Annotated in this window: 12 protein-coding genes; 10 read left to right on the plus strand and 2 right to left on the minus strand. The window is 71.1% G+C overall.

Going from position 1 to position 12,572, the window contains the following annotated elements:
- The first annotated feature begins 7 nt into the window (after positions 1-7).
- Positions 8-436 carry an OB-fold nucleic acid binding domain-containing protein gene (locus tag BLV72_RS26085; protein WP_079059087.1) on the plus strand — a complete coding sequence of 143 codons (429 nt, stop codon included), beginning with the start codon at positions 8-10 and terminating at the stop codon, positions 434-436.
- A 3-nt stretch (positions 437-439) separates the two neighbouring features.
- Positions 440-1,261: a DUF3159 domain-containing protein gene (locus tag BLV72_RS26090; protein WP_093465225.1), complete on the plus strand. Its 822-nt coding sequence runs from the start codon at positions 440-442 to the stop codon at positions 1,259-1,261.
- Positions 1,262-1,333: 72 nt separating this feature from the next.
- Here BLV72_RS26090 and BLV72_RS26095 read toward each other — a convergent pair whose 3' ends face one another.
- Both BLV72_RS26095 and BLV72_RS26100 read right to left on the minus strand, forming a co-directional pair.
- Positions 1,334-2,011 (minus strand): potassium channel family protein, encoded by a 678-nt coding sequence (locus BLV72_RS26095; RefSeq protein ID WP_059141661.1) that lies wholly within the window; start codon positions 2,009-2,011, stop codon positions 1,334-1,336.
- Entirely contained in the window at positions 2,008-2,676 is a 669-nt protein-coding gene (locus tag BLV72_RS26100) for a potassium channel family protein (RefSeq protein WP_093465226.1), read from the minus strand. Before BLV72_RS26100 ends, BLV72_RS26095 begins: the two co-directional genes overlap by 4 nt.
- A gap of 623 nt (positions 2,677-3,299) precedes the next feature.
- Here BLV72_RS26100 and BLV72_RS26105 point away from each other — a divergent pair.
- The 8 genes from BLV72_RS26105 to BLV72_RS26140 all read left to right on the plus strand — a co-directional run bounded on the left by BLV72_RS26105 (position 3,300) and on the right by BLV72_RS26140 (position 12,371).
- Positions 3,300-4,793 (plus strand): ATP-binding protein, encoded by a 1,494-nt coding sequence (locus tag BLV72_RS26105; protein WP_093465228.1) that lies wholly within the window; start codon positions 3,300-3,302, stop codon positions 4,791-4,793.
- Complete coding sequence (locus tag BLV72_RS26110) at positions 4,790-5,218, plus strand: roadblock/LC7 domain-containing protein (protein WP_093465229.1); 429 nt, start codon at positions 4,790-4,792, stop codon at positions 5,216-5,218. Before BLV72_RS26105 ends, BLV72_RS26110 begins: the two co-directional genes overlap by 4 nt.
- Positions 5,215-5,571, plus strand: coding sequence for a DUF742 domain-containing protein (locus tag BLV72_RS26115; RefSeq protein ID WP_059141665.1), 357 nt, complete (start codon positions 5,215-5,217; stop codon positions 5,569-5,571). Before BLV72_RS26110 ends, BLV72_RS26115 begins: the two co-directional genes overlap by 4 nt.
- Positions 5,549-6,163 carry a GTP-binding protein gene (locus BLV72_RS26120; protein WP_093465231.1) on the plus strand — a complete coding sequence of 205 codons (615 nt, stop codon included), beginning with the start codon at positions 5,549-5,551 and terminating at the stop codon, positions 6,161-6,163. The genes BLV72_RS26115 and BLV72_RS26120 overlap by 23 nt, the downstream gene beginning before the upstream one ends.
- A 100-nt stretch (positions 6,164-6,263) precedes the next feature.
- Entirely contained in the window at positions 6,264-7,631 is a 1,368-nt protein-coding gene (locus BLV72_RS50070; protein WP_244321435.1) for a cytochrome P450, read from the plus strand.
- Positions 7,613-8,728, plus strand: coding sequence for a cytochrome P450 family protein (locus BLV72_RS26130; RefSeq protein ID WP_244320959.1), 1,116 nt, complete (start codon positions 7,613-7,615; stop codon positions 8,726-8,728). The genes BLV72_RS50070 and BLV72_RS26130 overlap by 19 nt, the downstream gene beginning before the upstream one ends.
- 89 nt (positions 8,729-8,817) lie before the next feature.
- On the plus strand, positions 8,818-10,911 hold the full coding sequence (locus BLV72_RS26135) for an APC family permease (RefSeq protein WP_093465234.1): 2,094 nt from the start codon (positions 8,818-8,820) through the stop codon (positions 10,909-10,911).
- A gap of 116 nt (positions 10,912-11,027) precedes the next feature.
- Complete coding sequence (locus tag BLV72_RS26140; RefSeq protein ID WP_093465235.1) at positions 11,028-12,371, plus strand: class I SAM-dependent RNA methyltransferase; 1,344 nt, start codon at positions 11,028-11,030, stop codon at positions 12,369-12,371.
- The last annotated feature ends 201 nt before the right edge of the window (positions 12,372-12,572 follow it).

Raw genomic sequence — 12,572 nt, forward strand, 5'->3', positions numbered from 1 at the left:
TGGCCGTATGAGTTCCGTACCCCACCCCTCCGACGGGGCCGCCAGGGGAGACAGGTCCGGCAAACCGGTCGGCCGGTTCCGGCGGATGCTGGACCGGCTGTCGAGCTCCCAGGAGGAGCTGCACTCCGCCGAGCTCCAGCAGGACGCGGAGGCCGCGGGCTGCACCAAGATCGGCGACTGCGGCGACCGTCAGATCGTCAAGGTGACGGGCACGCTGCGCACGGTGACGCTCAGACCGCGGGCCGGAGTTCCCGCGCTGGAGGCGGAGCTCTTCGACGGCACCGCCGCGCTGGACGTGGTGTGGCTGGGCCGTCGCTCCATCATCGGGATAGAACCGGGGCGCAAGCTGATCGCCTCGGGCCGGATCTCCATGAGCCATGGGCGCCGGGTGCTGTTCAATCCGAAGTACGAACTCCGACCGCTCGGACAGGAGTAGCCGGTGACGCCAGACGACAAGACGACCCCGACCGGGCACCGAAGCGCCGCCGCCGACAGCAGGGCGGCGGCGGACACCGCGCTCCTGGAGGCGTTCGGCGGGGTGCGGGGCATGGTGGACACCACCGTCCCCGGTCTGGTCTTCGTCCTGCTGTACACGATCAACCGCGACATCCATCTCGCCGCGATCGCCGCGCTCGGCCTCACCGTGCTGCTGGCGCTCACCCGGCTGGTGCGCAAGGAGACCCTGAAGCACGCCTTCAGCGGGGTCTTCGGGGTCGCGTTCGGCGCGATCTTCGCGATGATGTCCGGTGACGCGAAGAACTTCTATCTGCCGGGCATGCTCTACACCCTGGGTCTGGCGATCGCCTACATCCTCTCGGCGATCTTCCGCTTCCCGCTGATCGGGGTGTTGCTCGGGCCGATGCTGAAGGAGAACCTCTCCTGGCGCACCCGTAACCCCGGCCGGTTCCGTGCCTACACCCGCTCCACCTGGGCGTGGGGGCTGATTCTGCTGGCCAAGTCGGCGGTGCTGTTCCCGCTCTACTGGTGGGGGGACGCCACCCAGCTCGGCTGGGTCAAGGTCGCGCTCGGCATTCCGCCGTTCCTGCTCTGTGTCTATCTGACCTGGATCTTCCTGGCCAAGGCCCCGCCGCCGATCGACGTGATCGCGGAGATGGAGGCCCAGGAGAAGGCCGAGCGGGAGCGGAAGTCCCAGGCCGACAGCGCCGGCAAGGTCGCCGATCCGCTGCTCTCGGAGTGGACCGACCAGATCGTGTCCGAGGCCCGTACCGAATCGGCCGACCGGCAGCCGCCCCGGCACTGAGGCCACACAGACCGCGGCCCGGACTCCCGCTGCGGGGAGTCCGGGCCGCGGTCTGTGCCCGTGGCGTTCGTCCTAGCCCGTGGCGTCCTGGCGCTGGACGGACAGCAGCTGCTCGAGCTGCTCCTCGCGCGCCTGTGCCGCGACGAACAGCAGCTCGTCACCGGCCTCCAGCACATCGTCCTTGTTCGGGGTCAGCACGCGGGTGCCGCGGATGATGGTGACCAGCGTGGTGTCCTCCGGCCACTCCACATCGCCGACCCGGGTGCCCACCAGCGCCGCCTCCGGCGGCAGCGTCAGCTCCACCAGGTTGGCGTCGCCGTGGCTGAAGCGGAGCAGCCGCACCAGATCGCCGACGCTCACCGCCTCCTCGACCAGCGCCGACATCAGACGCGGGGTGGAGACGGCGACATCGACGCCCCACGCCTCGTTGAACAGCCACTCGTTCTTGGGGTTGTTGACCCGGGCGACCACCCGGGGCACCCCGTACTCGGTCTTGGCGAGCAGCGAGACGACCAGGTTGACCTTGTCGTCACCGGTGGCCGCGATGACCACGTTGCAGCGCTGCAGCGCCGCCTCGTCCAGCGAGGTGATCTCGCACGCGTCGGCCAGCAGCCACTCGGCCTGCGGCACCCGCTCCACCGAGATGGCGGTCGGCGCCTTGTCGATGAGGAGCACCTCGTGCCCGTTCTCCAGCAGCTCGCTCGCGATGGAACGCCCCACGGCGCCCGCCCCGGCAATGGCAACCCTCATCGGTTCGCCTCCTCAGGCCCCTTTTCGAAGGCTGCCTCGACCTTCTCCACCTCGTCGGTGCGCATCATCACATGCACCAGGTCGCCCTCCTGCAGCACCGTCCCGGAGGTCGGCAGCACCGCCTCGCCGAGCCGGGTGAGGAACGCGACCCGCACTCCGGTCTCCTCCTGGAGCACGCTGACCTTGTGGCCCACCCACGAGGGGGAGATGTGCACCTCGGCCAGCTGCACCCCGCCGCTGGGGTCCCGCCAATGCGGCTCCGCGCCGGACGGCAGCAGCCGCCGCAGCATCTGGTCGGCGGTCCAGCGCACCGTGGCCACCGTCGGGATGCCGAGGCGCTGGTAGACCTCGGCGCGGCGGGGGTCGTAGATACGGGCCGCCACGTTCTCCACCCCGAACATCTCGCGGGCCACCCGGGCCGCGATGATGTTGGAGTTGTCGCCGCTGCTCACCGCGGCGAAGGCCCCGGCCTCTTCGATGCCCGCCTCGCGCAGGGTGTCCTGGTCGAAGCCGACGCCGGTCACCCGGCGCCCGCCGAAGCCCGCACCCAGGCGGCGGAAGGCGGTGGGGTCCTGGTCGACGACCGCGACCGTGTGCCCCTGTTGCTCCAGGGTCTGGGCGAGGGCCGCGCCCACCCGGCCACAGCCCATGATCACGATATGCATGCGTCTTACCCCGCACTCCAGATGACCGTGCCGACCTGCGCAAACACCCTGCTCACATCTTCCTTCCAGGACCTACGGGGCGACAGCGGGGCGGGACCCCGATGCCGGTGCCCGGGGACGACGGGAGTCGGCCGCGGTGGCACCTGTCCCCACCGTATCCGTACTGGCGGCCCGCTCTCCCGTCCGCGCGCGACGGCCGGGAGATGAACCTGGTGACGTACGACATAGCGGGAAAGTTCCCGTGATGATCGGTGATGGGGGGAGGCGGTCGGAGGTGATCGCAGAAGCGACGGGAACGAACTGGACAGGGAAGGGCAACGATCATTTCCGGTTGCGGACGCGGAGTGAAAAGGCTGTTGGCGATCAGCCCCGACCACTACGGTGGGCCCGGGTTACGGCGCTTCGACGGTGGTCGCAACCCTTCATCTTTGCCTGAAGTCCCGGATCTTCACCGAAACCACATGACAAATGCCGTGCGATTGCCGCTGGTTCGAACTTTGTCGCGGGCGTCGGATACTAGGTCACGACATGGCTAAGATGATCGCCGTATTCCGTTTCCGGACGGGACATCAGGGCTCTGAATCGTTCCTTCCGCGCCCGCGTTCTTCTGCACGAGGTTCCTGATGACTGATCACATATCGGAGGCGGTGAGCTGGTGTCTGGCCGCCGCGCTTCTCGTCGTCCTGGTGCTTCTGATCCGCCAGCGGCAGATCACCGCCGGAGTCCGCAGGCGCAACGCCACTCTCGAGGACAGCCTGCGCTCCCGTGACGAGGAGGTGCAGCACCTCGTCGACGTACGCCTCCCCTCGATCGCCGATGTGCTGAGCCAGCCAGGCCCGCTGCCGGGCCTGCGGGACGAGAAACTGGCCGGTACGGCCTTCGCGCAGAGCCTGCACGCCGTCATGGAACAGTTCACCCGCGCGGTGGACAAGGCCCAGACGCGGGCCGACGCCTCCGCCAAGGCGGCGCTCAAGGCGTCCATGCGAGCCGTCCAGGGACTCGCCAACGAGCAGCAGGTGTCGATCTCCGAGATGCAGGAGCGGCACGACAACCCCGATGTGCTGCGGGATCTGCTGGAGATCGACCACGCCAACGCCCAGTTCGGCCGGCGCGCCCAGGCCATCGCCGTGCTCTGCGGTTCCTGGCCCGGCCGTCAGCGGCTGGCCTCCTCGCTGACCGATGTCGTCCGCGGCTCCAAGTCGCGCATCCGCGACTACCAGCGGGTGCAGGTGCACACCCTGATCGACGTCGCCGTGGTGAGCCGGGCCGTGGAGCCCGTCGTGCTCGCGGTCGCCGAGCTGCTGGACAACGCCGCCCGCCACTCGCAGCCCAACACCTCGGTGGAGGTCAGCCTCCAGCCGGTGCACAACGGGGCCTGCATCGTGATCGACGACGCCGGTGTGGGCATGGACGGCCTGGAGGTCCAGCGGGCCGCCGCCCTGCTCTCCGGCCGGCGCGCCGTGGACGTCTCCCGGCTCGGTGACCCGCCGCAGTTCGGCTTCGCCGTGGTGGGCCTGCTGGCCGCGCGGTACGGCTTCAGCGTCTCGGTGGACACCCGGTCCCCGTACGGCGGTGTGCGTGCCGTGCTGTTCCTCCCGAGCGAGCTGCTCACCCATATCGACCCCGACGGACGGCCGGCCACCGCGGCGCAGGACCCCGAGGGAGCCGAGCCGCTGCACACCCTGCCCTCCCGCCGCACCCGCGCCCCCAGAAGGGCGCGGCAGGCGCAGGCCGCTCCGGCCGAGGCCCAGGCCATCCCCCAGGCCCAGCCTCCGGCGCCCGCCCCCGCCCCCACGCCTGCCCCGGCACCGGCACCCGCCGCGGCGCCCCAGCCGTCCCTGGGCGACGACGAGGCCACGCGCGTGTACGGCACCACGCAGGGCGGTCTGCCCAAGCGTCGTCGCAGGCAGGCCGCCGCCACCCCGCCGACCGCCGACTGGTCCATGGGGACCGGGCGGACCGGCGCCGCCGAATCCGACGACACCGGCGCGCACCGCGCGCGTTCGGCGGAGGAAACCGCCTCGCGGTTGGGCGCGTTCGCGCGCGGCACCCGCTCCGGCCGTGCCGACACCCAGGACTCCGCCCCTCACCATGACGAAGGGAATCGCCAGGCATGAACGACCATCTCAACAACGAGCTCGGCTGGATGCTCGACGAGGTCGTCAAGATGCCGGAGGCACGGCACGCGATCCTGCTCTCCGCGGACGGGATGCTGCGGGCGTACTCCGAGGGCATCGCCCGCGACGAGGCCGAGCGCCAGGCCGCCGCACTCTCCGGGCTGCAGTCGATCAGTCGCTCCACCTCCGAGTTCTGTGATCCGCACGAGACGCCCTGGCAGCAGACGCTGGTCGAGTTCGTCGGCGGGTACGTCTTCCTGATCGCCGCCGGGCCCGGCGCGTATCTGGCGGTCTCGGCCACCGAGTCCGTGGACATGGAGGCGGTCAGCTACCGGATGCAGAAGCTGGTCGACCGGCTCGGCAAGGAGCTCACCAGCCCGCCGCGGCAGGGCCTCCCGCGGCAGGGGATCGGCAGCCACGCATGAGTCCGGGGCGGCGCGAACGAGGGTTGGTGCGGCCGTATGTGGTCACCGACGGCCGTGCCTACCCGACTCGCAACACCTTCGACCTGGTGACCCTGGTCATGGCCCACCCCGACCGGCCGCTCACCGGGCTCAGCCCCGAGAAGCGGCGGGTCATGGAGCTGTGCCTGGGCGGTGCGCTCTCGGTGGCCGAGGTCTCCGGCTACCTGGAGCTGCCCGTCAGCGTCACCAAGGTCCTGCTCGGCGACCTCGTGGACAGCGGCCACGTCTCCACCCGGTCGCCGATCCCCGCCGCCGACCTCCCCGACACCCAGCTCCTGCAGGAGGTGCTCGATGGACTCCGCGCTCGCCTCTGACGACAAGGCGGTCTACCTGCCCCATACGGTGCGGGTGGCGGCGAAGATCCTCGTCGTCGGGCACTTCGCCGTCGGCAAGACCACCTACGTGGGCTCGCTGTCCGAAATCCGGCCGCTGCGCACCGAGGAGACGATGACGCAGGCCGGCGCGCTCACCGACGACCTGCGGGGCACCGAGGACAAGACGACCACCACCGTCGCCATGGACTTCGGCCGGCTCACCCTCAGCGAGTCGCTGGTGCTCTATCTGTTCGGCGCGCCGGGACAGCAGCGCTTCACCCGGCTGTGGCGGGACATGACGAACGGGGCGCTGGGCGCGCTCGTCCTGGCCGACACCCGGCGGCTGGAGCAGTCCTTCCCGGTGATGGCCGTCCTGGAGGAGCACGGACTGCCGTACGCCGTCGCCGTCAACCAGTTCGAGGGCTCTCCCCGCTTCGCGGAGCCGGAGGTCAGGGAGGCCCTCGATCTGCTTCCGGAAACCCCCCTGGTGACCTGCGACGCCCGGGACCGGATCTCCTCCACCCACGCACTGATCGCCCTCGTCCAATATCTACAGGCCCGCCAGACCCGTAGCTCCCAGGAGATTGTGTGACCAACCGTCCAGCCGCCGGCCCCGTCCCCCACCGGGCTGCCCCGCGCACACGGGCCCCGCCGAGGCCGTGGGCGACACCGGGCACAGCGCGGCCGTGCCGATGTACGGTCCCGAGTTCGCCGCCGATCCGCACGGCACCTACGCGCGGATGCGCGCCACCCATGGGCCGATCGCACCGGTCGAGCTGACGCCGGGGGTGTACGCCTCGCTGGTCACCAGCTACCCGCTCGGCCTGGAGATCCTGCGCGACACCGAGCGGTTCGCCAAGGACCCGCGCGGCTGGCGGGCGATGCAGGACGGAAGCGTGGGGCCGGACAACCCGGTCGCCCCGATGATGATGTACCGGCCGAACGCGCTGTTCTGCGACGGGGAGGCGCACGCCCGGCTGCGCGGGGCGATCACCGACAGCCTGGACCGGGTGGATCCGCACGCCCTCAGCGAGTACGTCGAGCGCAGCGCCGAGACGCTGATCGACGCCTTCGCCTCCCGGGGCGAGGCCGACCTGATCACCGAGTACGCCTCGGTGCTCCCGCTGCTGGTCTTCAACCAGCTCTTCGGCGCACGCCCCGCGGACGGGCCGAAGCTGGTCGAGACGATGATGAAGCTCTTCGACAGCGGCGAGGAGGCGGCGGCGGCCAACGACGCGCTGCTCCAGTGGATCTCCGGCCTGCTGGCGGACAAGCGCAAGCAGCTCTCCGCCGACGTCACCTCCTGGCTGATCGCGCATCCCTCGCAGCTCACCGACGACGAGCTGATGCAGCAGATGATCCTGCTGATGGCGGCCGGTACCGACCCCCAGCAGAACCTGATCGCCAACGCGCTGCGCCTGCTGCTGTCGGACGACCGCTTCGCCGGTGAGCTGTCCGGCGGCAGCATGCCCGTCGAGGACGCCCTGGACGAGGTCCTGTGGAACGACCCGCCGATGGCCAACTACGGCACCCGGTTCCCCCGGTACGACTGCGATGTGGCGGGCGTACGGCTGCGCAAGGGCGAACCGGTGCTCATCAGCTACGCCGCGGCCAACCAGGAGACGGCCATGGCCTCCGAGCGCCGGTCCGGCAACCGGGCCCATCTGGCCTGGAGCGCGGGCGCCCACCGCTGCCCCGCCGAGCGGCCCGCCCGGGTGATCGCCACCGTGGCCATCGAGCGGCTGCTGGACCGCCTCCCGGACATGGAGCTGGCGGTCCCCGTCGAGCGGCTGACCTGGCGGACCGGGCCCTTCGCCCGCGCCCTGGCCGCCCTGCCGGTGCGCTTCCCCGCCCAAGCGGCGGCCGCGCACGAGCCGTTCGCGGCGCCCGTGTCCGAGCCGGTCCGATTCGACGAGACCTCTGGAGTCAGCCAATGGAACCCCGTCCCATCGTCCTCGACCCCGCCGGCCGCGACATCGCCGGAGAGGCAGCCCGAGTCGCCGCAGGCGGCGAGGCGACGCTTGTTGAGCTTCCTGACGGCGTGGTGGCGTGGGCAATAACCCGCCAGCGGACCCTCAAGGAGCTGCTGACCGACCCCCGGGTCTCCAAGGACCCCCGGCAGCACTGGCCCGCGTGGATCAACGGTGAGATCTCGCCCGAGTGGCCGCTGATCACCTGGGTCGCCGTCGAGAACATGTTCACCGCCTACGGCGGCGACCACCGGCGGCTGCGCACCCTGGTCTCCAAGGCGTTCACCGCCCGGCGCACCGCCGCCCTGCGGCCGCGCATCGAGGAGATCTGCACCAGGCTCCTGGACGACCTGGCCGCCGCGCCGGACGAGGTGGTCGACCTGCGCGAGGCGTACGCGTACCCGCTGCCGATCCAGGTGATCTCCGAGCTGTTCGGGCTCGACGACGAGAACCTGCGCGAGCGGATGCGCCGGGTCGTGGACAGCATCTTCCACACCTCCGCCTCCCCGGAGGAGGTCACCGCCACCTTCAACGAGATGTACGCCGTCCTCGGCGAGCTGGTGGCCACCAAGCGCGAGCGGCCCGGCGACGACCTCACCAGCGGGCTGATCGCGGTGCGGGACGAGGAGAGCGGCTCCAAGCTCAGCGAGAAGGAGCTGACCGACACCCTCGCCCTGTTCCTCTCGGCCGGTCACGAGACCACGGTCAACCTCCTGGACAACGCCATCCACGCGCTGCTCACCCGGCCCGAGCAGCTCGAGCACGTCCGGGCCGGCCGGGCCACCTGGGAGGACGTGATCGAGGAGACGCTGCGGCACTCCGCCCCGGTCGCCAACCTGCCGCTGCGCTACGCCGTGGAGGACATCGAGCTGGACAGCGGCGTGGTGCTGCACAAGGGCGACGCGATCCTGGCCGCCTACGCGGCCGCCGGACGCGACCCGGAGGTGCACGGCGAGGACGCGGACCGCTTCGACGTCACCCGGCAGCTCAAGAGCCACCTGGCGTTCGGCCACGGCGTCCATCTGTGCGTCGGCGCCCCGCTGGGCCGGCTGGAGGCCGCGATCGCGCTCCCGGCGCTCTTCGACCGCTTCCCCGGGCTCACGCTCGCGTCCGGGCAGGAGCCGCTGGAGCCGGTGGAGTCCTTCATCTCCAACGGCCACCGCACCCTGCCCGCGCGCCTGTCCTGATCCCCTCCGGCGCCCCGCTCCCGCCCTCCCCTTTTCCCCGGGGGTGGGCGGGTGGGCGGGGGCCCGCGCTACCCCTTACGATCCTCTGCGTGTCCAAACTGACCGACCTCCCGAAACGGATCCTGATCGGGCGGGCCCTGCGCAGCGACAAGCTGGGGGAGACTCTCCTCCCCAAGCGCATCGCGCTCCCCGTCTTCGCCTCCGACCCCCTGTCCTCCGTCGCGTATGCGCCGGGGCAGGTGATGATCGTTCTGTCCGTGGCGGGTGCGTCGGCCTACCACTACAGCCCGTGGATCACGATCGCCATCATCGTGCTGATGTTCACGGTGGTCGCCTCGTACCGCCAGAACGTGCACGCGTATCCCAGCGGGGGTGGTGACTACGAGGTCGCCACCACCAACCTCGGCCCCAAGGCGGGTCTGACGGTCGCCAGCGCCCTGCTGGTCGACTACGTCCTCACGGTGGCGGTGTCGATCTCCTCCGGTGTGGAGAACCTCGGTTCGGCCGTCCCCTTCATCGTCGAGAACAAGACGCTGTGCGCGGTCGGGATCATCCTGCTGCTGACGCTCATGAACCTGCGGGGCGTACGGGAGTCGGGCAAGCTCTTCGCGATCCCCACCTATGTCTTCGTCGGCGGCGTCTTCGTGATGATCCTGTGGGGCGCCTACCGCGGGCTGGTCCTGGGTGACGACATGAAGGCCCCCACCGCGGGCTTCGAGGTCCACGCCGAGCAGACCGGGCTGGCCGGCTTCGCGCTGATCTTCCTGCTGCTGCGCGCGTTCTCCGACGGCTGCGCCGCCCTGACCGGTGTCGAGGCGATCAGCAACGGCGTGCCCGCCTTCCGCAAGCCCAAGAGCCGTAACGCGGCGACGACGCTGGCGCTGATGGGCGGCCTCGCCGTGATCATGTTCGTCGGCATCATCACGCTGGCCCTGGTGACCCACGTCAAGATGGCCGAGAACCCCGCGCACGACCTGCTGAAGAACGGCACCCCGCTAGGCGCCGACTACACCCAGAACCCGGTGATCTCGCAGGTCGCGGCCGCGGTCTTCGGCGACGGCTCGTTCCTCTTCGTGGTGCTGGCCGCGGCCACCGCGCTGGTGCTCTTCCTGGCCGCCAACACCGCGTACAACGGCTTCCCGCTGCTCGGCTCGATCCTGGCCCAGGACCGCTATCTGCCCCGCCAGCTGCACACCCGCGGCGACCGGCTCGCCTTCTCCAACGGCATCGTGCTGCTCGCCTCGGCCGCCGCCGTCCTGGTCTACCTCTACGGGGCCGACTCCACCCGGCTGATCCAGCTCTACATCGTCGGCGTCTTCGTCTCCTTCACCCTCAGCCAGACCGGCATGGTGCGGCACTGGAACCGCCATCTGGCGACCGAGCGGGATCCGAACGCCCGCCGCCGTATGGTCCGTGCCCGCGCGATCAACACCTTCGGGGCCTTCTTCACCGGTCTGGTGCTGGTCGTGGTGCTGCTGACGAAGTTCACCCACGGCGCCTGGGTCGCCCTGCTCGGCATGGTCATCTTCTACGTCACCATGACGGCCATCAGGCGCCACTACGACGGCGTCTCCGAGGAGCTCGCGGCGGCCACCGAACAGCTCGACGAGGAGGAGGTGCGCCCCTCCCGGGTGCACTCCCTGGTGCTGGTCTCCAAGGTCCACAAGCCGACGCTGCGCGCCCTGGCCTACGCCAAGCTGATGCGCTCGCACCGGCTGGAGGCGCTGAGCATCAACGTCGACCCCGCCGAGACCAAGGCGCTGCAGCGGGTGTGGCAGGAGCGCGGCATCGATGTGCCGCTGAAGATCCTCGACTCGCCCTACCGCGAGATCACCCGGCCGGTCATCGACTACGTCAAGAGCCTGCGCCGGGAGAGCCCGCGCGATGTGGTCTCCGTCTTCATCCCCGAGTACGTGGTCGGCCACTGGTACGAGCATCTGCTGCACAACCAGAGCGCGCTGCGGCTCAAGGGGCGGCTGCTGTTCACCCCGGGCGTCATGGTCACCTCCGTGCCCTGGCAGCTGGACTCCTCCGAGCTGGCCCGGAAGCGGGCGCGCAAGCGGGCCGAGTGGAACGCCCCGGGGGCGGTGCGGCGCGGTCCGGTGATCCCGGCCAAGCAGCGGGAGAAGGGCGAGAAGGGGCCCAAGGGCGAGAAGCCGGGCGTCACCTCGCAGGTTCCCTGACGGTCGGCCCGCGGTCTTGGGGCATCGGGGCGTGACGGGGTGGGGCGGGCGCGACGTAGACTGGTGGGCTGTTGTCCCACCGCGCCCCCTCACCCCCTCTGGAGCCTGAACCCGCCATGCAAAGTGAACCCAAGGCATCGCTGGTCGGCGAGGAGTACGAGGTCGAGGTCGGCCCGGTGGCGCACGGCGGCCACTGCATCGCCCGGACCGGCGAGGGCCAGGTGCTCTTCGTCCGGCACGCGCTGCCCGGTGAGCGGGTCGTCGCCCGGGTGACCGAGGGCGAGGAGGGCGCGCGCTTCCTGCGCGCCGACGCGGTGCGGGTGCTGGACGCGTCCAAGGACCGGGTCGAGGCGCCGTGCCCGTTCTCCGGCCCCGGCAAATGCGGCGGCTGCGACTGGCAGCACGCGGCCCCCGGCGCCCAGCGCAGGCTGAAGGCCGAGGTGATCACCGAGCAGCTGGCCCGGCTGGCGGGGCTCACCCCCGCGGAGGCGGGCTGGGACGGCACGGTCGAGCCCGCGCCCGGCGACAAGGTGGCCCGCGGCGAGGTCCCGGCCTGGCGCACCCGGGTGCAGTACGCGGTGGACGAGCAGGGCCGGCCCGGACTGCGCCGCCACCGCTCGCACGAGGTCGAGCCGATCGACCACTGCCTGATCGCCGCCCCCGGCGTCACCGAACTCGGCGTCGAGAAGCGCGAATGGCCCCAGATCGCCGGCGTGGAGGCCATCGCCGCCACCGGTTCCTCCGACCGCCAGGTCGTCCTCACCCCGCGCCCCGGCGGCCGGCTGCCGATCGTCGAGCTGGACCGGCCGGTCTCGGTGCTGCGGGTCAGCGAGTCCCGCGGCCGTGACCGGACCCGTCTGGTGCACCGCGTCCACGGCCGCCCCTTCGTCCGCGAGCGGGCGGCGGGCCGCACCTGGCGGGTCGGCGAGGCCGGTTTCTGGCAGGTCCACCCCAAGGCGGCGGACGTCCTGGTGGAGGCCGTCATGCAGGGCCTGATGCCCCGCCAGGGCGAGACGGCCCTGGATCTGTACTGCGGGGTCGGCCTCTTCGCGGGCGCGATCGCCGAGCGGGTGGGGGAGCGCGGCGCGGTGCTGGGCATCGAGTCGAGCAAGCGCGCGGTCGAGGACGCCCGGCACAACCTCCAGGACCTGGACCGCGTCCGCATCGAGCACGGCAAGGTCGAGCAGGTGCTGCCGCGCACCGGCATCACCGAGGCCGACCTCATCGTCCTGGACCCGCCCCGCGCGGGCGCGGGCAAGGAGACGGTGACCCGCCTCGCGGCCCTGGGCGCCCGCCGCATCGTCTACGTCGCCTGCGACCCGGCGGCACTCGCCCGCGACCTGAAGTACTTCCACGAGGAGGGCTACTCCCCACGCCGCACGCGGGCCTTCGACCTCTTCCCGGTGACGCACCACGTGGAGTGCGTGGCGGTGCTCGAGCCGGTTGCGAAGCGTTCCTGACCTGCGGATTTGTAGCCTGGATGGGCCGCTCGACGACCGCGTCGGGCGGCCCTTGTGTTGGCGGACCGCCCGATGGGCGCGGCGCCCGGAGCCGGCGGCGCGACCACCGCTCCCTCCGGCGTTGCAGAAAGTGCACGACCTTGTTGCGTTGGCCGCATCCTGCGTTGAGAGTGGCCGCCTGAGACCCGCAGTGCGGTCTCG

This window comes from Streptomyces melanosporofaciens (genome assembly GCF_900105695.1).
Classification (GTDB): domain Bacteria; phylum Actinomycetota; class Actinomycetes; order Streptomycetales; family Streptomycetaceae; genus Streptomyces; species Streptomyces antimycoticus.